20 protein-coding genes are annotated in these 18,701 nt (G+C 70.3%); 2 read left to right on the top strand and 18 right to left on the bottom strand.

The annotated features are described in order from the left end of the window. Window positions 1-25 precede the first annotated feature (25 nt). Genes HDA39_RS23510 through HDA39_RS23495 form a run of 4 tightly spaced genes read right to left on the bottom strand, consistent with a single transcriptional unit; the run spans window position 26 to window position 5,560 of the window. Complete coding sequence (locus HDA39_RS23510) at window positions 26-1,102, bottom strand: PP2C family protein-serine/threonine phosphatase (protein ID WP_184798466.1); 1,077 nt, start codon at window positions 1,100-1,102, stop codon at window positions 26-28. Further along, complete coding sequence (locus HDA39_RS23505; protein ID WP_184798464.1) at window positions 1,087-3,432, bottom strand: serine/threonine-protein kinase; 2,346 nt, start codon at window positions 3,430-3,432, stop codon at window positions 1,087-1,089. The genes HDA39_RS23510 and HDA39_RS23505 overlap by 16 nt, the downstream gene beginning before the upstream one ends. Then, complete coding sequence (locus HDA39_RS23500) at window positions 3,429-4,577, bottom strand: hypothetical protein (protein WP_184798462.1); 1,149 nt, start codon at window positions 4,575-4,577, stop codon at window positions 3,429-3,431. Before HDA39_RS23500 ends, HDA39_RS23505 begins: the two co-directional genes overlap by 4 nt. Next, on the bottom strand, window positions 4,577-5,560 hold the full coding sequence (locus HDA39_RS23495) for a glutamate ABC transporter substrate-binding protein (RefSeq protein ID WP_184798460.1): 984 nt from the start codon (window positions 5,558-5,560) through the stop codon (window positions 4,577-4,579). Before HDA39_RS23495 ends, HDA39_RS23500 begins: the two co-directional genes overlap by 1 nt. A gap of 107 nt (window positions 5,561-5,667) precedes the next feature. On the opposite strand from HDA39_RS23495, the gene HDA39_RS23490 reads away from it, so the two are divergent. Next, the gene (locus HDA39_RS23490) at window positions 5,668-6,855 is read left to right on the top strand and encodes an RNA-guided endonuclease TnpB family protein (protein ID WP_184798458.1); all 1,188 of its coding nucleotides are present in this window, start codon (window positions 5,668-5,670) and stop codon (window positions 6,853-6,855) included. A gap of 38 nt (window positions 6,856-6,893) precedes the next feature. Here the strand turns inward: HDA39_RS23490 and HDA39_RS23485 are convergent, their stop codons facing one another. From HDA39_RS23485 to HDA39_RS23460, 6 genes are all read right to left on the bottom strand, one after another. Next, complete coding sequence (locus tag HDA39_RS23485) at window positions 6,894-8,219, bottom strand: hypothetical protein (RefSeq protein WP_184798456.1); 1,326 nt, start codon at window positions 8,217-8,219, stop codon at window positions 6,894-6,896. Further along, a complete protein-coding gene (locus tag HDA39_RS23480; RefSeq protein WP_184798454.1) occupies window positions 8,216-9,640 on the bottom strand; it encodes an AAA family ATPase in 1,425 nt (474 codons plus the stop codon). The genes HDA39_RS23485 and HDA39_RS23480 overlap by 4 nt, the downstream gene beginning before the upstream one ends. After that, window positions 9,637-10,221 carry a hypothetical protein gene (locus HDA39_RS23475; RefSeq protein ID WP_184798452.1) on the bottom strand — a complete coding sequence of 195 codons (585 nt, stop codon included), beginning with the start codon at window positions 10,219-10,221 and terminating at the stop codon, window positions 9,637-9,639. The genes HDA39_RS23480 and HDA39_RS23475 overlap by 4 nt, the downstream gene beginning before the upstream one ends. Before the next feature lie 36 nt (window positions 10,222-10,257). Continuing rightward, on the bottom strand, window positions 10,258-11,526 hold the full coding sequence (locus tag HDA39_RS23470; protein WP_184798450.1) for a toxic anion resistance protein: 1,269 nt from the start codon (window positions 11,524-11,526) through the stop codon (window positions 10,258-10,260). 122 nt (window positions 11,527-11,648) lie between these two features. After that, entirely contained in the window at window positions 11,649-12,116 is a 468-nt protein-coding gene (locus tag HDA39_RS23465; protein WP_184798448.1) for a dihydrofolate reductase, read from the bottom strand. Further along, window positions 12,113-12,904, bottom strand: coding sequence for a thymidylate synthase (locus tag HDA39_RS23460; protein WP_184798446.1), 792 nt, complete (start codon window positions 12,902-12,904; stop codon window positions 12,113-12,115). Before HDA39_RS23460 ends, HDA39_RS23465 begins: the two co-directional genes overlap by 4 nt. A 90-nt stretch (window positions 12,905-12,994) precedes the next feature. On the opposite strand from HDA39_RS23460, the gene HDA39_RS23455 reads away from it, so the two are divergent. Continuing rightward, window positions 12,995-13,720, top strand: a complete 726-nt coding sequence (locus HDA39_RS23455) for a peptidyl-tRNA hydrolase (protein WP_184798444.1) — start codon at window positions 12,995-12,997, stop codon at window positions 13,718-13,720. Here the strand turns inward: HDA39_RS23455 and HDA39_RS23450 are convergent. The 8 genes from HDA39_RS23450 to HDA39_RS23415 form a co-directional block, all read right to left on the bottom strand. Beyond that, window positions 13,699-14,289, bottom strand: coding sequence for a dihydrofolate reductase family protein (locus HDA39_RS23450; RefSeq protein ID WP_184798442.1), 591 nt, complete (start codon window positions 14,287-14,289; stop codon window positions 13,699-13,701). The two genes, HDA39_RS23455 and HDA39_RS23450, sit on opposite strands and share 22 nt — an antisense overlap. Then, window positions 14,289-14,894 (bottom strand): dihydrofolate reductase family protein, encoded by a 606-nt coding sequence (locus HDA39_RS23445; RefSeq protein ID WP_184798440.1) that lies wholly within the window; start codon window positions 14,892-14,894, stop codon window positions 14,289-14,291. Before HDA39_RS23445 ends, HDA39_RS23450 begins: the two co-directional genes overlap by 1 nt. Next, a complete protein-coding gene (locus HDA39_RS23440) occupies window positions 14,891-15,370 on the bottom strand; it encodes an SRPBCC domain-containing protein (RefSeq protein WP_184798438.1) in 480 nt (159 codons plus the stop codon). The genes HDA39_RS23445 and HDA39_RS23440 overlap by 4 nt, the downstream gene beginning before the upstream one ends. Next, entirely contained in the window at window positions 15,367-15,705 is a 339-nt protein-coding gene (locus HDA39_RS23435; protein ID WP_184798436.1) for an ArsR/SmtB family transcription factor, read from the bottom strand. The genes HDA39_RS23440 and HDA39_RS23435 overlap by 4 nt, the downstream gene beginning before the upstream one ends. Before the next feature lie 70 nt (window positions 15,706-15,775). Further along, the gene (locus HDA39_RS23430) at window positions 15,776-17,290 is read right to left on the bottom strand and encodes a multicopper oxidase family protein (protein ID WP_184798434.1); all 1,515 of its coding nucleotides are present in this window, start codon (window positions 17,288-17,290) and stop codon (window positions 15,776-15,778) included. Continuing rightward, a complete protein-coding gene (locus HDA39_RS23425) occupies window positions 17,287-17,655 on the bottom strand; it encodes a hypothetical protein (RefSeq protein WP_337925860.1) in 369 nt (122 codons plus the stop codon). Before HDA39_RS23425 ends, HDA39_RS23430 begins: the two co-directional genes overlap by 4 nt. A gap of 68 nt (window positions 17,656-17,723) precedes the next feature. After that, entirely contained in the window at window positions 17,724-18,071 is a 348-nt protein-coding gene (locus HDA39_RS23420; RefSeq protein WP_184798430.1) for a hypothetical protein, read from the bottom strand. 59 nt (window positions 18,072-18,130) lie between these two features. Then, complete coding sequence (locus tag HDA39_RS23415) at window positions 18,131-18,700, bottom strand: TetR family transcriptional regulator (RefSeq protein WP_184798428.1); 570 nt, start codon at window positions 18,698-18,700, stop codon at window positions 18,131-18,133. Window position 18,701: the final 1 nt, after the last annotated feature.

Here is an 18,701-nt window from a genome sequence, read left to right as displayed (position 1 = left end):
TGGGGTTCCTTTCGTTCCGGCGAAATCAGGACAGGCGCGCGAGCGCGACGGTGATGTTGTCCTGGCCGCCCTGGGCGTTCGCCCAGTCGACCAGTGCGGACGAGGTGGCCAGCGGCTCGCCGCCGTTGGCCGCAGCGGTCTGACGGACCAGGTCGGCCAGCGGTGCCGCTTCGGAGCAGTAGTTCCACAGGCCGTCCGAGCAGACCAGCAGCCAGCCCGGACCGTCCACCCGCAGCGTGGTCGTCCGCGGTGTGTGATCAGGGGCGTCCTTGCCCAGCCAGCGCGTGATCGCGTGCGCCTGCGGACCGGTCTCGGCCTCGTGCCGCGGTACGCCGGTGGCGATCAGCTCGGCGGCCCAGGAGTCGTCCACGGTGAGCCCGACGGCCTCGGCGTTGTCGGGGAACCAGTACGCCCGGCTGTCGCCGACCACACCGGCCACCAGCAGACCTGCCTCGAGCACCGTCGCGACGAACGTGCAGGACGCCGGGTTCGGGCTGTCCGGACTCGTGTTCTGCAGTACGGCGTCGCTCGCGGCGTCAGCCGCCGCGTTGAGCCGGGCGATGACCGCCGCCTCGCGGGACGACTCGGTGCCCATGCCCTGCGCATGACCGGCGGCCAGTACGTCGCGGGCGGCGCGGGCAGCGGCCAGGCTGGCCACGTCAGAGTCCAGCGACGAGCTCACACCGTCGCAGACGACCAGCAGAGCCCGGCTGCCCGGCTCCGGGTCGGCGGCGATCGCCACGGCGTCCTCGTTGCGGCTGTGCCGGATGCCCCGGTCGCAGACGGCGGCGACCCAGGGCGCGGGCTGCTCGCTGAAGTGGTCGCGCGGCTTGCTGGCCTTCGTGCCGCAGGTCTCGCAGTAGCCGTCGGCACCGACCGTGCCGCCGCAGGAGCGGCACGGGCCGGGCGTGAACGCCTCAGCGGGAGCGCCGGTGTGCAGCTCGATCGTGGGCTCGGTGTCGGTGTCCAGCGCTGGAGTGCTCGGTGCCGCGCCGGCCTGCAGCTCGGCGCCGCAGCTCTCGCAGTACAGGTCGGCGTCGGACACCGGTTCGCCGCAGCTCGGGCAAACCGTCCGGGTCGTACTCGTCATCGCAACGTCCATCCTCGAACCTCGTTGGCCAGGTCGACCAGGGCGATCCGTTCCTCCCGGCTGGTGGCGTGGCCGGCCAGCTCACGGTAGGCCGACTCGAGGCCGTCGCGCAGGTCCGACTCGGTCGCGGCGCGCTGCGAGATCACCACCTGCGGGTCCGGGCCGTTGGCCAGCACGACGTCCAGCGCCGTCCGGAACACGTTCGCCGACAGGTTCGCCCGGTCCACCGGGTCGATCGTCAGGTTGTCGATACTGCCCATGGCCTCGGCCAGTGCGCCCAGCCCACGCCCCGATCCTGCCAGCAGACCGGCTCGCATCCGGCGGGCCCGGATGTACGCGCCGCTGGTCGGCGGCACCAGGTCGAGTGCCGCGACCGCTCCGTCGAGGTCGCCCCGCTCCGACCGGATCGCCGCCAGCCCGAAGGCCGACGGGGCGATGTAGTTGGCGTCCGTCCGGGCGCAGGTCAGGTACAGGCCCTCGGCAACGTCGTACTCGCCGCTGAGCTGGCAGGACACCGCGAGCGCCAGCTTCGGCGCCAGCTCGCCCGGCACCTGGCCGTAGACCGCGTTGAACGCCGACTGCGCGGTGGCCGAGTCGTTGCGGGCCAGGGCGACCAGTCCGGCCATCCAGACCGCGCGCCACTCCCACGGGTCCAGCTTCAGCAGGTCGGCGACGGCGGTGTCGACCAGGTCGTACTGGCCGACGTCCAGGGCGGCCTGAGCGAACTCCAGCAGCGTCTGCGGAGTCTGCTCCGGTGCGTTGGACACTGCCTCCAGCCGCTGCAGCGGGTCCTGCACGCTGACCGTCTTCAGCCAGCCGGCCATCCGGTCGCCCTCGTCCGGCAGCATCGACGGGAGGCGCTGGTGCGGCAGCGCGGCCTCGCCGAGCCCAGCGGCCCGGTCACCCGGGCTGCCGAACAGCAGGGACGACGTGGAGTGCTGCGCGGCGCCGTACGGCTGCTTGGCCGCGACCACCTCACGCAGTACGCCGAGCAGCTGCACCCGGAGCTCGTCCGCGGAGACGAAGCGGTCGGCCGGGTCCTTCGCGCAGGCCTTGAGCAGCAGGCGGTAGAAGGAGTCGAACTCCTGGAACAGCGGGATGTCGGCGACCGGCGGCAGCGAGGACAGGTACGTCGACTGGTAGCCGCGGAACTCCATCGCCAGCACGGTCAGCGTGCGGCCGAGCGTGTAGATGTCCGAGGCGATCGACGTGCCGACCTCGGGGACCTCCGGCGCCTGGTAGCCGACCGTGCCGTAGATCGCGGAGTCCAGGTCGTCGATCTGCCGGACACCGCCGAGGTCGATCAGCTTCACCGCGTCGCCGACCTGGATGATGTTGTCCGGCTTGAAGTCGCAGTAGACCAGGCCGAGGTCGTGCAGGTAGGAGAAGGCCGGCAGGATCTCCAGCAGGTAGGCGATCGCCTGGTCGACCGGCAGGGCGTCGTACCGGCCGTGGTTGGCCTGCATGCGCTGCTTGAGCAGGGTCTTCAGCGAGGTGCCGCCGACGTACTCCATGACGATGTAGCCGGCGCCGTCGTGGGTGACGAAGTTGTAGATCTCGACGATCAGCGGGTGCTCGACCCGGGCCAGGAACTGCTGCTCGGCGATCGCCGCGGCGACCGCGTCGGGGTCCTCGGAGTTCAGCAGGCCCTTGAGCACGACCCAGCGGTTGGACACGTTCTGGTCCTGGGCCATGTAGATCCAGCCGAAACCACCGTGCGCGAGACAGCCCGCGACCTTGTACTGCCCACCGACCAGGTCGCCGGGCTGCAGCTTCGGCGAGAACGAGAACGGGCTGCGGCACTTCGGGCAGAACCCCTCGGTGCGTCCCGGCTGGCCGTCACGCCCCCGGCCGACCGGGTTGCCGCAGTTGGGGCAGTTGCGGCGGTCCTCGGGGACCATCGGGTTCTTCAGGATCGCCTTGCTCGCGTCGATCGGCGGGATCGAGGGCACGCTGGTCAGACCGGCGCCCAGCCGAGCACCACGCAACCGGGTGGACGAGGTCCCCAGCCGCCGAGTCAGCTTCGACCCGGCCGCCTGAGCCCGAGCCGACCCCAGCGGCGTGGACGCCAACCGGTTGGAAGCCCGAGACACCGTCGAGGGCGAGCTGATCGGCTCGGCGGCAGCGCTCGTACTACTACCGTCGGCACCGCCAGGTGTGCCGCAGACATCGCAGTACCCGTCGACTACCGTCCCGGAGCAGCCAGGCTGCTGGCACGCTCCAGCTGCTGCAGGTGCGCCCAGTCCCGCAGTCCCACTCCCTGTTGTGGCGGCAGGCGATCCGCAGACGTCGCAGTACCCGTCGGCGATGGTGCCGGTGCATCCCGGCTGGGTGCAGGTCATGTTGTCCCTCCGACACTGTTGTCCAAGTAGGTCTGGTACGCCGCCGTCAGCGCGGCCAGCCGGACCAGATCCACCGGCTCCGCCTTCAGTACTTCCCGCCCGCGCCGGTACAGCTCGGCCAGGTCCTCGCTCGCCCCCGGTGTGCGAGCGACGCTGCCCGCCTTCACCTGGTAGGCATCCAGTCGTGCGGCCAGCTCGTCACGCCGCGCCAGCGCAGCGCCGTACGCCGACTGTGCCTGCCCCAGCGCACGCCGTACGGCGTCCAGCCGGGTCAGGTACTTCTCCAGCTCAGCAGGCGTGTTCGGCACGGCCCCCAGCGCATTCACATCCGGTACGCCGAGCCGCGGCGCAGGCGTGACCGCCGCGACGCACTGGTCGGCCAGGGCGCGGACAGCCGTCCCCTGCGCCGCCAACTCGGTCCGCAACGTCCGCGCGCGGGCCACGTCAGCAGCGCGCTCCCGCCGGGTCGCCGAACCGACGATCAGGTCCCGCTCGACCAGCGCCGCGTCGATCTCCAGCGGCCCGATCAGCCCGCCGACATCAGCTCCCCGCTTGGAGCGCTCGGCCAGATCGGTGACCCGCCGGTCCAGGTCGTGGTGCTTCGCGATCGCGTCGTTCCGGTGCACCGCGGGCTCCCGCGTGACCAGGTCGCTGATCCGTTCGACCTGCGCCCGCAGCTGCCGCAGCCGTGCCGCCAGGTCCGCGTCACCGGGCTCCAGCGCGAGCTTGGCCCGCAGCGTCGCCGCCAGCGCGTCCGACAAAGTGCATGCCTCAGGCAACGAAACGGCCAGCGACCCACCGGCGCCGGCGGCCCCCGAGGTGGTGTCGAGCCCGCCCCAGATCAGCGTCGAGATCCGCTCGGTCTCGGTCGCGCCGACCCGGCCGGAGTCCCAGGTCAGCAGGATCAGCTCGTACCGGTCCGAGACCGCCTTCCACACCGCCATGCTGAGCACGACGTCGGCGCTCAGCGCGTCGGCGTCCGCGGCGTGCAGGGCGGCCTGGTCGAGCTCGTCCAGCTCCGCGCGCCGCCGGTCCCGCCAGGTCCCGAGCGCGTCGAGGAACGCCAGCAGCTCCGTCGCCGGAATGCTGCTGCCGATCCTGCCCGGTGGCGCCGGTGCGACGGCGGTCGGCGTACGAACGGTCATCAGCCCCTGCCGTACAGGGCCACCGGCGGCGTCGGCGCCGGCCCGAGCGTCGGCGCGAGCCACTTGTCGTACGACGCCTTCCAGCGCCCGCTGGCCTTCATCTCCGCGAGCACCCCGTTGACGAACTGGACGAACTCCTTGTCGCCCCTCGCCATGCCCAGGCCGTACGGCTCGTCGCTGATCCGCTCGTCCTGGATGATCCGCGCGTACGGGTCCTGCGCGGCCTCGCCGGCCAGCACGGTGTCGTCACCGGTGATCCCGTCCGCCTTGCCCTGCTGGAACAGCACCAGGCACCCGGTGTCGGTGTCGGCGGTGATCGCCTTGACGCCGCGGTCCTTGTACTTGTTGAGGTTGTCCAGGCTGGTCGACCCGGCCGGTGCGCAGACCGTCTTGCCGCGCAGGTCGGCCAGGCTCTTGGCGGGTGAGTCGCGCTGCACCAGCGTCTTCTGGCCCGACCGGTAGTACTCGGCCGAGAAGGCGATCTGCTGCCAGCGCGCGCAGTTGATCGTCATGTTCCGGGCGACGATGTCGATGTCGGAGTTCTTGTTCTGCAGCACCGGGATCCGCTGCGGGCTGGAGATCACCACCAGCTCGACCTTGTTCGGGTCGCCGAAGATCGCCCGGGCCACCTCGCGGACCATGTCGATGTCGAAGCCCTCGATCGCGCCGCTGATCGGGTTGCGCGAGCCCAGGTTCAGGCTGTCCGCGGAGATCCCGGCCCGGAGCCGGTCCCGGCGCTTGATCTCGTCCATCTTCGAGCCAGGACGTATCTCGCCGGGCTGCGGCAGCGCACCGGCCGGCGCGTAGGAGCGCAGCTCGTCGCGCAGGTTGTTCGTACAGGTCGGCCCGGCCGGCGGCGCCGCCGTACTGGTCGGGGCGGCCGGCTTCGTCGGGATCTGGGTGGCCGCGTAGTCGCCCGAGCCGCACGCGGTCAGGGCGAGCAACGTCAGCACGCTGCCGGCGGCGATCAACTGCTTCTTCATTAGGTAGGTCGCGGCGAAAGCTCCGTCTTCAGGACGGCGGTGAACCGCGACTGCCTCCCTTCAAAGCGATCGCCGAACTGTCGGCGGGGGCTGGTTGGGTACGAGTTGTGTCCCGCTACCGCATGTATCCGGCGCCGACCCAGACTGCGGGTCTGCTGGCGCACTGTAGACATGCCCGGTACGTGTGGAACTTGGCTGTCGAGCAATCGGCGATGTGGACGCGCGACAAGGGATCCACCCCGGGATTCCATGAGCAGTCCCGGCAGCTGACCGAGGCCAGAGCAGCGTTCGACTGGTTGCGGGCCGGGTCGCAAACCGTCCAGCAGCAGGCATTGCGGGACTTCGACCAAGCACGCCGGAACTACTTCGCCGGTAGTCACGGCCGTCCGACGTGGCGCAGGGCCGGACGGCACGAGGGGTTCCGTGTTGTCGGCCCGCAAGCAGGCCGTGTCGAGCAGCTCAGCCGCAAGTGGGGTCGGGTACTGATCCCGAAAGTCGGGTGGGTCAGGTTCAAACTCAGCCGCGCGCTGCCGGCCGCCAGGTCGTACCGAGTTGCTCGCGACAGCGTGGGTCGCTGGCATATCGCGCTGGCTGTAGTCCCCGACCCGATCCCCGCGCCCGGCAACGGTTCGGTCGTCGGCGTTGACCGCGGTGTGACCGTGTCCGCCGCGCTGTCCACCGGGGAACTGCTCAACTGTCCACGACTGTCCGAGTCCGAACAGCGGCAACTGACGCACCTTCAGCGGCGACTCGCCAGAGCACAGCCTGGATCGAACCGCAGGCAGCGCGTCAAAGCCGCGATCGCGAAACTGCACGCCCGCGCTGCGGCTCGGCGCAAGGACTGGGTCGAGAAGACAACCACCGATCTTGCGCGCCGGTTCGATGTGATCCGCGTCGAAGACCTCCGGATCGCGCACATGACCCGGCGGCCGAAACCGAAACCCGACCCGGCCAGGCCAGGCGGCTATCTGCCGAACCGCCGACGTGCCAAGGCCGGTCTGAACCGGGGCATCCGCAGCAACGGGTGGGGGCTGCTGGTCCAGCGGCTCGAACACAAAGCCGCCGGAAGAGTCGAGAGGGTCTCTCCGGCGTACACGAGTCAGACGTGTTCGCGGTGCGGGCACTGCGCACCAGCGAATCGCGAGAACCAAGCGTTCCGGTGCCGGGCCTGCGGCCACAGCGACCACGCCGACGTGAACGCCGCCATCAACATCGCCGCCGGACGGGCGGTCAGCGCGCGCCGAGACAAGCCAGTACGGGTGTCGCTGAAGCGTGAACCTCAACTCACTACCTAGCTGAGCTGGAATCCTCGTCAATGACGGCGGGGAGGACGTCAACGGTATTCCCCCAGACGCTGGGACAGGCCCCAGGCGGCGAGCAGTGCGGCGGCGATCCCGATCGGGAGGCCGAGCCAGCCGATCGGTGGCAACGAGCCGCGCGCGTCGGCGAGCTGCGTCTGCGTCGCGCTGCTGGCCTCCCCGAGCTTCGTGGTCGAGGACCTGTCGAAGTTCGTGAACGGTGCCGTCGCCGTCTTCGGCCCGGTGCCGATCGCCTGGTCAACGGCGGCGTCCCAGTTGCCGCCGTCGTCGGCCTTGCGGATCGCGACGTGCGCGAGCTTGTACTCCTGCCACGCGCTGGTCGCGTTGCCGGCGCCCGTCCCGATCGTGGCGAGCTGCTTGTCCACCTGGTCGGCCGCCGCCTTCCAGGCCTTCTCGAAGTCCGCGCCGGAACCGCGGGCGATCAGCGTCAGGCTCTCGTTCGACTTGGCGTCGTACGCCGCGATCCGTGCTCGTGCCAGCACCAGCGCGTCGGAGTACTCGTCGGTGAAGGTGTCCTTCGCCGAGCTGCTCGCACCGGCCAGGCCGGCCCCGCCGACCACGATCGTCAGCAGCACCAGTACGGCGCCGGCGGCCAGCGGGACGTTCACGTACCGGCGGGTGCGCTTGGCCAGCCACACCATCGTCAGCACCAGTACGGCGAGGCTGATGAGCCCGCCGACGATCAGCCAGCCGTTGCCGGTGCCGACCCCGTCGAACTCGGTGTCGACGCGGTCCTCGTTGGCCGCGACCAGTGCGTTGAGCAGGGGGAGCGAGTCGTTCTGCAGGGTCGCGTTGGCGTCCTTGAGGTACTGCGAGCCGATCGGCAGGCCCTGGCGGTTGTTGGTCCGCGCCTGCTCGATCTGGCCGCTGTAGGTGAGCAGCGTCGTGTTGAGCTGGCCGAGCACGTTCTGGTCGGCCGGCTGCGCGGTGGCGGCCTCGGCGATCAGCCGGGAGGCCGTCGCCAGCGAGTCGACGAAGTGCTGGCGCTGGGCCGGCGGCTCGAGGCCACCGACCAGGAAGGCGTTGGTGGCGTCGGCGTTGGCGGCGACCAGGTTGGTGTGGATCGCCTGCACCCGGACCAGCTGGGCCGTGTTGGCCTCGGCTCGCTGCAGGGCTCCGTCGGACTGACGGAACCCCTGCGCCGCGGCCAGGCCGAACAGCACGGCGATCACCGCGGACAGGATGAGCAGGGCGCGCATGCGGCCCGGCGTACCGTAGAAGAAGACGTTGAGCACACCGTGGGGCTTCCGGGCTGATGGCTGCTGTGGTGCGCCACTCGGAGCCGCGGGCGTGGCCGGCGGCGACCAGGTCGCCGGGGGCGCACTGACTGTCTGGGTCACGCCTGTTCTCCTTGCTCGGGCAGCGCAGCGTTCTCGGTCGTCTCGCCGGGCGCGGGCTCGGCCAGCTCGGCTCCGACCTCGTCCTTCGGGACGGCCGGTGGGTGCAGGTCCTCGTCGGTGAGGTCCTCGGCGAGGATCTGACGCAGCTGGTCGGTGCTGGGTGCCGTCACGTCGCGCAGGCGCCAGGCGTGCCGGCCGATCGCGGCCTCCAGCGTGTTGCGGGCGAAGCGGCCGTTGCCGAACGAGCGGTTCCGCGCTGTCGACGACAGGACCACCTGGAAGTGCTCCACCGCCTCCGGGGTCAGCTCGTAGTCGGCGCCGGCGGCCAGGCCGGTGAGGATCTCGGTGAGCTCGGCGTCGGTGTAGTCCTCGAAGCCGATCGTGGTCCGGAACCGGCTGGCCAGTCCGGGGTTCGCGGCGATGAACGTCTCCATCGGCTCGGGGTACCCGGCCACGATGACGACGAGGTCGTCGCGGCGGTCCTCCATCTCCTTCACCAGGGTGTCGACCGCCTCCCGCCCGTACTGGTCGGTGCCTTGGTCACCGGAAGTCAGGCTGTACGCCTCGTCGATGAACAGCACGCCACCGGCCGCCGACGCGACCACCTCGGCGGTTTTGGTCGCTGTCTGGCCCAAGTACCCGGCCACCAGCTCGGAGCGGTCGACCTCGATCAGCTGGCCCTTCGAGAGCAGTCCCAGCGCCTTGTAGATCCCGCTGACCAGCCGGGCCACCGTCGTCTTGCCGGTCCCCGGATTGCCCACGAACACCAGGTGCCGCGTGATCGTCGGACTCTTCAGCCCGGCGTCGGTCCGCAGCTTCTCCACCCGCAGTACGGCGACCTGCCGGTGTACCTCCCGCTTGACCTTCTCCAGCCCGGTCAGCTCGTCCAGCTCAGCCAGCAGCTCTTCCACCGACCGCTCGGGGACGGGAGCCTCCTCCACCTGGGCCGCTGCCTGGGGGAGTGCCTGCTGAGCACCGGTGCTCAGCGGCGGCGTCTGGCCTGCCACCTGTAGCGGCCGGGCTCCCGCCGCCTGCAGCTGTGCGGCCGCGGCGACCGACGCGTTGCCGATGACTCGCATGGTCGGCTCACCGAGCGAGCAGGCGGCCGAAGCCACCTCAGCCAGCGCCTCGGCGTACTGGACCTTCTCCGGCGAGCTCTGCGCGACCAGCTCGCTCAGCACGGCGGTGGGCGAGCCCCGCCATCTCCTACCCCGTACGGCGGCGTCGAAGAAGTCCTGAGTGGTCGCACCCGGCGTCACCGCCGCCCAGTCCGCCGAAGCACCCGGAGCGGACTCGGCGAGCGCAGCGGCGAGGGAGAGAGCCTCCGCTCGAGCAGAGTCCTCAGTCACACCGGCGCGTGCGGCAACAGTCAGCAGCCCCGCCAGTGCGTCCTTCAGCGAAGTACCCCCCACGCTGCTCATGCCCCTCCTCGTCCTGGCGGTGGTTGCAACGGGCCCGCGCCCGGCGGGACGTCCGGTGCCGGACCGGACGGCGTCTCGCCCAGAGCGAGACTGCCACCGGTCGACCCGGTCCCGAACTTCTCCTGCAGGAACCTGCCGTGCGCGACCAGCGCGGCCGCGTCGGCCCGGTTCACCGCGTCGAACACCTTGTCCATCGTCGCCCCCAGCAGGTCCAGCTGGTCGATCAGCAGCATCAGCGACGTCTTGCCCCGGTCCACCGGCCGGCTGTCGGCCCACTGCCGCGGGAGCCGCAGGTACCCACCGATGGCCTCCGGCAAGTAATCCGTCGCCGTGGCCATCACCGAGTACGCCTGCATGCTGCCACCGAGGTTGCCGAGCCGCGGGATGGTCTCCCGGACGATCCGCACCACCCGGTTGACCCGCGACGCGACGACCGCCGGTACGGCGCCGTCCGCGACCAGCTGCTCGACCCGGACCAGTGCGGCGAGCAGGTCGTCGGTGGTCGGTGCGCGAGGGGCCGGGGCAGGCTCGGGCTCCGCCTTGCGACCCGTGAGCCGCGCGAAGAAGTCACCCAATGCCATGCAGTTCGTCCCGTCCCCCCGCTAGTCCTGAAAGGCTCAGCGACCGAGGTCGAGGCTGCCCTGGATCACGCGCTGGTCCTGCTGGGCGACCCGGTCCAGGTAGCTGCGGGACTTGGTCACCTCGCTCTCCAGCGTGCCGATGGTGGCGGCCATGCTGTCCAGCGCCTCCACCTTGAAGGTGTCGATCGCGTCCATCGTGGCGTAGATGTTGGCGAACGCGGCCTGCAGCTGCGGCAGCCCGATGGTCGCCGAGGCGGCCTGCTGCTGGATCGCGACCGAGTTGTCCCGCAGCATCTGCGAGGTGCGCTCGATCATCCCGCTGGTGGTCGTGTTGAGCGCGGTGATCTGGTCCAGCACGAGCTTCTGGTTGCCCAGCGCCTGCGCCACGATGACCGCCGTCCGCAGGGCCGAGACGGTCGTCGTGGAGGCCCGGTCGACGCCCTTGATCAGCTCGATGTTGTTCTTGATCACGATGTCGATGGCCAGGTAGTTCTGGATCGACACGGCCAGCTGGACGAGCAGGTCCTGGTGCTTCTGCCGGACGTAGAACAGCACGTCCTCGCGCAGCGCCTTGGCCTTGTCCGGGTCGGTCGTCTCCAGCTCGGCGATCGTCGCCGACAGCCGCGCGTCCAGCCGCTCGGCGACGTACACGTACTGGTTCAGCCGGCCCATCGCGTCCCAGAGCTGCTGCTTCTCCAGGTTCAGCGCGGCGTTGTCCTTGCCGAGCTCGTCCTGGCCGTTGCGCAGCGAGTGCAGGATGCCCTCGAGGTGGCTCTGCGCGCTCTGGTACTTGCGGAAGTAGTCCTCGATCTTGTCGCCGAACGGGATCATCCCGAGCAGCTTCTTCGGGCCGGTGGCTTCCTTCGGGTCCAGGTTCTCGACCGTACGGCGCAGCTCGAGCAGCGTCTTGCCCACCGTCGAGCCCTCGGCCAGGCCGCCGCTGGTCAGCGCCTTGACCGGCGACTGGAGCAGCCGGTTCGAGCTCTCGGCGGCGTGCCGGATGTCGGCGTCGCCCATGCTGCGCACGTCGGTCGCCTTGGCGGCGAACTCCGGCGAGCGCGGCGCGGCCGTCATCAGCGAGCTGAGGAAGGTGTCGACCTTCGAGTCCAGCCCCGGCAGCGCGGCCGGGTCGACCGCGGGCGCCATGCTCGGCGCGGCCGTCGTGGCCACCGCCTGTGTCGGCGCCGGTGCGGTGAGTATCAGTCCCGGCGCGGTCGCGGTCGGCGGCTGCAGCGGCGACACCGCGGGCTGGGCCTGCCCAGCGCCTGCTGCCGGTGTCCCCGCGGTGTTGTCGGCTTCGGTCATCGTCGTTCCCCTCCGGTGGCCTGCCACGGGCCCGCGCCCGCGTCCCCTGTCACACACTCCGTGACGCGCACACAATCTACGCGGTTCCCGGTCCGTTGGCGCCAGAAGTAACGCAGTCGTTGTCAGGACAAGGAGCGGGCGTAGCTGACGAACGTGAAGCCGTCGCGGGGGTCGCGGGCGGTCTCGGTCCAGGCGCCGGGGTCGATCGCGGGGAACGTGACGTCGCCCTCGGGGGACTGGTCGACCTCGGTGAGCTCCAGGCGGTCGGCCGACGGGAGGGCGAGGCGGTAGATCTCGCCGCCGCCGGCCACGTAGATGTCGTTGCCATCGGCAAGTTTCAGGGCATCGTCAAGGGTATGGACGACCTCGACGCCTTCGGCCGACCAATCGGCCTGCCGGGTGATGACGACCGTACGGCGGCCGGGCAGCGGGCGGCCGATGGAGTCGTAGGTCTTGCGGCCCATCAGCAGCGTGTGGCCGAGGGTGAGCTGCTTGAAGTGCTGCAGGTCCTCGCGGATCCGCCAGGGCAGGTCGTTGTCACGGCCGATCACACCGTTGCGGCCGACGGCCGCGATCAGGACGACGCTCATACCGCGATGGGGGCCTTGATCCAGGACTGCGGGTGGTAGTCCTTCAGAGCGACGTCGCCGATCTCGTAGGCGTCGATCGAGTCGCGCCGGCGCAGCTCCAGCGTCGGCAGCGGGCCCGGCTCGCGGGTGAGCTGGAGCTTCACCTGGTCGAGGTGGTTCAGGTAGATGTGCGCGTCACCGAGTGTGTGCACGAAGTCACCGACCTCGAGGCCCGTCTGCTGGGCGACCATGTGGGTCAGCAGCGCGTACGACGCGATGTTGAACGGGACGCCGAGGAAGATGTCGGCCGAGCGCTGGTACAGCTGGCAGGACAACTTGCCGTCGGCCACGTAGAACTGGAACATCGTGTGGCACGGCGGCAGTGCCATGTTGTCCAGTTCGGCGACGTTCCAGGCGCTGACCAGGTGGCGGCGGGAGTCCGGGTTCTTCTTGATCGCCTCGATGACGCCGCTGATCTGGTCGACGTGCCGGCCGTCCGGGGTCGGCCAGGAGCGCCACTGGTAGCCGTAGACCGGCCCGAGGTCGCCGTCGTCGCCGGCCCACTCGTCCCAGATCGAGATGCCGTTGTCCCGCAGCCACTGCACGTTGGTGCTGCCGCTGAGGAACCAGATCAGCTCACCGACGACCGACTTCAGCTGCAGCTTCTTGGTGGTCACCGCGGGAAACCCGGCGGACAGGTCGTAGCGGGACTGGTGCCCGAACACGCTCAGCGTTCCGGTGCCGGTGCGGTCGCCCTTCTCGGCGCCGTGAGTGAGGACGTGGTCGAGGAGCTCCAAGTACTGCCGCATGATCCGACCTTACAACCGCTTCCGGCGGCCCCGCCGGAGGCGCTCGGGGCTGGACGCGGGTGCCCGCCGGGGCCTGGCAGACTCGCCCGCGTGAGTGATGTGGAGTACGTGCTGACGCTGGTGCTGCACGTGGAGAAGTCCGACCGCCCGGCGCAGACCGACGCGCTGGAGACGGCGGCGCGCGCCGTACTGGCGATCCTGGCCGACGAGCGCTCGACCGGCGAGGGCGAGTGGGCCGAGGCGATGCACGCCTGGCAGGACGCCCGCATTCGTAAGGTCGTCCGCCGGGCCCGGGGCATCGAGTGGCGCCGGGCGGAGGCCCTCCCGGGGATCACGGTCAGCTCGGCCTTGCCCGCTCCTGCCGAGGAAACTCCCGTCGGGGAAGCCCTCGACGAGGAAGCTCCGGCCGGACCGCCTCCGGCTGAGGTCCGGGTCTTCCCGCCCGTCCCGCTCGACGAGGTACCGAAGGACCTGGCGAAGCTGCAGGTCACCGGCACCGACCTGGAGGACGGCGAGCTACCACCTGTTGCGCCAGGCATCCCCGTCCTCTGGGTCAACCCGGGTCTGGAGATGTCCACCGGCAAAACCATGGCCCAGGTGGGCCACGCCGCACACCTCACCTGGTGGCGCCTCTCCGAGGCCGCTCGCAAGGACTGGGCCGCCGACGACTTCCACCTGGCGGTCCGGACCGCCTCAGCCGCCGAGTGGAAGCAGCTACTGCGCAGCGGGCTGCCCGTCGTACAGGACGCCGGTTTCACCGAGGTCGAGCCGGGCAGCCGGACCGTCGTCGCGGATCACCCAGCCTTGACCCGGTAGTGCAGGTGCGTCACCCGGTCGCCCTGGACGACCGTCGGGTCGTCGAGCAGGACCTGCCCACCGGCGTAGTCGCCGAAGAAGCGGACGCCGGTGCCGAAGACGACCGGGACCACGTTGTAGGCGATCTCGTCGACCAGGCCGGCCGTCAGGGCCTGGCCGGTCAGGTTGCCGCCGGTGACCGAGACGTCACGGTCACCGGCGAAAGCGCGGGCCTGTGTGATCGCTTCCTCGATGCCGGAGACGAACGTGAACGGCGCGTCCGGGAACGGCCAGCCGGTCGGCGGCGTGTGGGTGACGACGAAGACGTGCTCGCCGACGGCCGGCACGCCGTGCCAGCCGTTGGTGAGGTCGAACAGGTGCCGCCCGATCACGCAGGCGCCGATCTTCGGCCAGGTCGCGTTCATGTAGTCGGCGCTGGCCCGGCTGACCTTGAACGGGCGGCCCTGGTCGGTCCCGTAGACCTCGACCGGGCCGTTGTTGTACCAGTCGAACAGCGGCCCGACCGCGTCCCCGGTGTCGGCGACGAAGCCGTCCAGCGAGACCGCTGCCGCGGCGATGACGTTGCCCATCACGCTTCCTTTCGTACGGCGTACGTGAGGTGCTGGGCGTGCGGGGTGGAGATGGCTGAGACCAGCTCCAGGTCGATCCGCGGTGCGGCGCCGACCGGGTAGAGCCGGGTCCCACCACCCAGTACGACGGGCGCCACGTGCAGCCGCAGTACGTCGGCCAGGCCGGCGGCGAGGACCGCGTGGCAGATCTCGCCACCGCCCATCACCACCACGTCCTTGGCGCCGGCCGCCTCGCGGGCCCGGCCGATCGCGTCGGCGAGGTCCGTGACGAACGTGAAGCGGTCGCCGAGCCGGGTCGTGTCCGGCGCCTGATGGGTGACGACGAAGATCGGCGGGTTCACCTCGCCGGTCGGCTTGGCGCCGTACCCCATCTCCGCGCTCCAGCCGTCGGGGGCGTCGATCACGTCGAACAGCCGGCGCCCCTGCACCACCGGGCCGGTTTCGGCGAAGCTGCGGTCGAGCACCTCCCGGTCGTCGTCGGTGCCGTCGAAGACCCAGGTGTGCAGCGCCTCGCCCGCGTCGCCGAGGCCGTTGCCGGGACCGGCGTTCGGCCCGGTGACGTAGCCGTCCAGGGAGACGGAGATGTCGACGACGACCGGGCTCATCGGCCGGTCTCCTTGGCGACCAGCGCGGCCAGCTTGTCGAGTCCTTCGGTGAGGCCGCGCTCCATCCCGCTGGCCACCATGCCGTCGCGGGCCTCGATCGACGGGAACACCGACCAGGTCCGCAGCTGGACGCCGTTCGCGGTCGCGGTGTACGTCGCCTTCTCCAGGCTGACCTCGCCCGGGAACCCTTCGTACTCGAAGGTCTGGATCACCATCGCGCCCGGCTCGATCGCGTGGAACACGCCGCGGAAGGCGAACTCGGCGCCGGAGGGGTCGCGGTGGATGTAGCGGTAGCGGCCGCCCGGGCGGACGTCGTACTCGACGACCTCCATCTCCAGGTTGTTCGGGCCGAGCCACTGCGCGATCAGGTCCGGGTCGGTGGAGACCTTGAACAGCTGCGCGGGAGTGGCGTCGAAGTCGCGGAGCACCTCGATGAACGGGGTGTTCGCGGGGGCGTTGATGATCGTGTCGCTCACTGGTCCTGCTCCTTCACGGTTTCGAGGACGGCGTCGATCCGGCGGAACCGGCGCTCGGTGGTCAGGCGGTACTGGTCGATCCAGCCGGTCAGCTGCTCGAGGGCGCTCGGGGCGAGGTGGCACGGCCGGCGCTGCCCGTCGCGGGTCCGGGTGATCAGCCCGGCGGCCTCGAGCACGGAGATGTGCCGGGAGACCGCCTGGAGCGTGATCGGGAACGGCTCGGCGAGCTCGTTCACCGTCGCCGGACCGCGCGACAGCCGGGCGATCAGCGCCCGCCGGACCGGGTCGGCCAGGGCCAGGAAGGCCCGGTCGAGTGCTGCTTCGTCGTACTCCATCTTTATCAACCAATTCCTTGATCAACTGATGTGTTGAATATAGAACCGGCGTCTCCGAGGAGTCAAGGGCTTACACCGTCGAGAAGGCGGCCATCATCGCCATGTCCTCGTGCTCGAGGTTGTGGCAATGGATCAGGTACTTGCCCTGGTGGGCGGTGAATCTGACCAAGACGTCGACGACCTCGGCGGGGCGGACGTCGACGGTGTCCTTCCAGCCGGCGTCGTACGGACCGGGTGGGCCGCCGCCGCGGCGGACGACCTGGAAGGGCGCGAGGTGGACGTGGACGGGGTGGTGCACGTCGGTGACGAACGACCACAGCTCGTACTGGTCGAGCTTCACCGTCGCCTGCATGACCTCGGGGTCGAAGGGTTTGCCGTTGATCGTCCATCCCCGGTGCTCGCCGGCCGAGCCGCGGCGGAAGCGCCATTTCCGGCGTACCAGACCTCCCGGCTCGGGGATTGGCGCGTACGACGAGAGCTTGGCCGGGACGTTGCTGTCGTCAACCGCCTTGTGGGCAACGACGAACCGCATCACCTCGGCCGCTCGACCTGTGCCGAGTTTGTTCTTCAGCGTGACCGCGGTGCCCACGGCGTACTGGGAGAAATCGACGACTACGTCGAACCGTTCGGCGGGCGCGATCACCAGGGTCTCGTGCGTCATCGGCGAGTCGAGCAGGCCGCCGTCGCTACCGATCTGGACGAACCGCCCCGGCCCGTCGAGTGCCAGCTCGTACCGGCGCGCGTTGGCCGCGTTGAGGATGCGGAAACGGTAGCGGGCGGCGTCGACCTCCAGCACCGGCCAGGGCGCGCCGTTGACCAGCTGCACGTCGCCGATCACCCCCTCCATGTACCGCGACTCCACACCCGGCCCCTCCTTCAGTGCCGGGTAGCGGAACGACCCGTCCTCGTTGAACGACCGGTCCGCCAGCACCAGCGGGACCTCCCGATCGCCTGCAGGCAAAGGAAGTGCGTCCTCCTCGGCGTCGCGGATCAGGTGCAGGCCGAACAGCCCGCGGTAGACCTGCGGAGCGGTGTAGTCCATCCGGTGGTCGTGGTACCAGAGTGTGGCGGCCCGCTGGGTGTTCGGGAACGTGTAGCTCCGGCTGCCGGTCTTGACGTCGCCGCCTGTCATCCCGTGGTGCCCGGCGTGGTCGTGGTGTTCACCGTTGGGCATCAGCAGGTCCAGCGGCCAGCCGTCGCTGCTGGCCGGGGTGTGCCCACCGTGCAGGTGGACGACGGTCGGTACGTCGAGCTGGTTGACCTGCTCGACCACGCTGGTCCGTCCACTCCGTACGTCGAACGTCGGCCCGGGCAGCAGCCCGTCGTACCCGAGTACTTCGGTCCGCAGCCCCGGCAGGATCTCCAGCGACGCCTTGCGCTGTACGACGCGGTAGTAGTCGGCCTGGGCGTCGCTGCGGACCGGCCGCTTCACCGGTGGGATCGGCAGTGGCACCTTGAACGCGGCCGGCAGCGGTACGGCGCTGGTGAGCAGTTCGGCGGTCTGGCCGGGGGACGGGTCGAGGCCGCAGCCGGCCAGGGTGGCGGCACCGGCGACTCCCAGGAACCCGCGGCGGGACAGTTTCATCGGACTACCTCCGGGCGGTGGCGGAAGGACCAGACCGTCATCGCCGCGACGGTGACGACGATCGCCGTACCGAGTGGCACGTGGACGACGAAGTTCTGCAGGTAGCCGAAGACCATCTGGGCCATCTCGGCGAGGAACAGCAGGATCGTGACGAGCGCCGGCCAGAGCCGGCCGTGGCCTGGCCGCCAGTAGAGGACCGCGACGACGAACTGGAGCATCGCGACCACCCACAGCGTCGACCCGATCGGTCCGTGGAGGTCGATCGCGTCGGCCTCGCCGGACAGGAAATACCCGGCCAGTACCGGCTGAGCGATCACCAGCCCGGCGTGCAGCAGCAGGACGATCCGCAGCATCCACAGGGTCACCCGAGGTCGCCGCGTTGAGGTCGCCGGTGTACCGGCGTCAGGCTGCCCGGCCGCTCGGGCTCCGCGCTTCACGCTGCCGCCGCCGTTTGCCGGACTGTCCAGACAGCGAGCGAAACGCTACCGGCGACTACGGCCATGCCCAGCGGGATGTGGACCGCCAGTTCGCGGCCGTAGCCCGCGTGGATCATCAGCGCCTCACCGGCGAGCACCGCGCCGGTCAGCAGCGACGGCCAGAGCAGTCGAGTGACGAGCGACGTCAGGACCAGCTGGGCCAGGCAAAGCGCGGTAGCGGTGAGGCCCACCGACTCGTGGATCGGGATCGCGCTGCCTTCGCCGTTCAGGTAGAGGCCGGCGAGCAGCGGCTGCGCGCAGACAGCGGCCGCGTGCAGCACGGCGACGACGCGGAGAAGCTTCATGCCGCCACAGTAGTAGTCTGTCTACATGTAGCGGCACCAGGTACAACCCTGGATCGACCCTAGGGAGTCAGCGCCCTCCGGACTGTTGTCGCCAGGGCCGCCCGGCGGCGCTCATGAGTCTTGTCAGGATCCTCCGGGGCTGCGGCGTGGGTGAGGCTCGCGGCGGCCCAGGTGTGGGAGAGCGAGATGAGCAGTGAGTGGATGTCGAGCGGGGCCAGGTCGTCGACGACCTGGCCGTCTCGCTGGGCCGCCTCGATCGCCGCCAGCTTGCCCTTGTCGTGGCCCTCCCAAGCGGCGAACAGGTCGCCGGTCGGCGACCGCTCGAGCCGTGACCAGGTGGCGAGCCGGACCAGTTCAGGATGTTCGACATAGGCGTCGTACAGGCGGACGGCGTACCCCGGCAGGTCCTCTGCGGTCAGCGGGATCTGGTCGAGATTCGACCCGACGTGTTCGGCCAGCACGGCGTCGAACAGGGCGTCCTTGTTGCCGTAGTAGGCGTAGAGCTGCGCCTTGTTCGCCTTGGCGTTCGCCGCGATCCGGTCGACGCGCGCGCCGGCGATGCCGTGCTCGGCGAACTCCGCGGCGGCGGCCTCGAGAATGCGCCGTCTGGTGGCCTGTCCGTCTCCCATG

Origin of the sequence: Kribbella italica (assembly GCF_014205135.1) — a bacterium.
Classification (GTDB): Bacteria; Actinomycetota; Actinomycetes; order Propionibacteriales; family Kribbellaceae; genus Kribbella; species Kribbella italica.
Note: the sequence above shows the minus strand (reverse complement) of the source record. Positions and strands in the feature narration are given on the sequence as shown.

Excerpts from the sequence above, each read along its gene's own strand:
- HDA39_RS23510 (WP_184798466.1), bottom strand. The coding sequence starts at position 1,102 with ATGGACGTTGCGATGACGAGTACGACCCGGACGGTTTGCCCGAGCTGC.
- HDA39_RS23505 (WP_184798464.1), bottom strand. The coding sequence starts at position 3,432 with ATGACCTGCACCCAGCCGGGATGCACCGGCACCATCGCCGACGGGTAC.
- HDA39_RS23500 (WP_184798462.1), bottom strand. The coding sequence starts at position 4,577 with ATGACCGTTCGTACGCCGACCGCCGTCGCACCGGCGCCACCGGGCAGG.
- HDA39_RS23495 (WP_184798460.1), bottom strand. The coding sequence starts at position 5,560 with ATGAAGAAGCAGTTGATCGCCGCCGGCAGCGTGCTGACGTTGCTCGCC.
- HDA39_RS23480 (WP_184798454.1), bottom strand. The coding sequence starts at position 9,640 with ATGAGCAGCGTGGGGGGTACTTCGCTGAAGGACGCACTGGCGGGGCTG.
- HDA39_RS23475 (WP_184798452.1), bottom strand. The coding sequence starts at position 10,221 with ATGGCATTGGGTGACTTCTTCGCGCGGCTCACGGGTCGCAAGGCGGAG.
- HDA39_RS23470 (WP_184798450.1), bottom strand. The coding sequence starts at position 11,526 with ATGACCGAAGCCGACAACACCGCGGGGACACCGGCAGCAGGCGCTGGG.
- HDA39_RS23465 (WP_184798448.1), bottom strand. The coding sequence starts at position 12,116 with ATGAGCGTCGTCCTGATCGCGGCCGTCGGCCGCAACGGTGTGATCGGC.
- HDA39_RS23460 (WP_184798446.1), bottom strand. The coding sequence starts at position 12,904 with ATGCGGCAGTACTTGGAGCTCCTCGACCACGTCCTCACTCACGGCGCC.
- HDA39_RS23450 (WP_184798442.1), bottom strand. The coding sequence starts at position 14,289 with ATGGGCAACGTCATCGCCGCGGCAGCGGTCTCGCTGGACGGCTTCGTC.
- HDA39_RS23445 (WP_184798440.1), bottom strand. The coding sequence starts at position 14,894 with ATGAGCCCGGTCGTCGTCGACATCTCCGTCTCCCTGGACGGCTACGTC.
- HDA39_RS23435 (WP_184798436.1), bottom strand. The coding sequence starts at position 15,705 with ATGGAGTACGACGAAGCAGCACTCGACCGGGCCTTCCTGGCCCTGGCC.
- HDA39_RS23430 (WP_184798434.1), bottom strand. The coding sequence starts at position 17,290 with ATGAAACTGTCCCGCCGCGGGTTCCTGGGAGTCGCCGGTGCCGCCACC.
- HDA39_RS23420 (WP_184798430.1), bottom strand. The coding sequence starts at position 18,071 with ATGAAGCTTCTCCGCGTCGTCGCCGTGCTGCACGCGGCCGCTGTCTGC.
- HDA39_RS23415 (WP_184798428.1), bottom strand. The coding sequence starts at position 18,700 with ATGGGAGACGGACAGGCCACCAGACGGCGCATTCTCGAGGCCGCCGCC.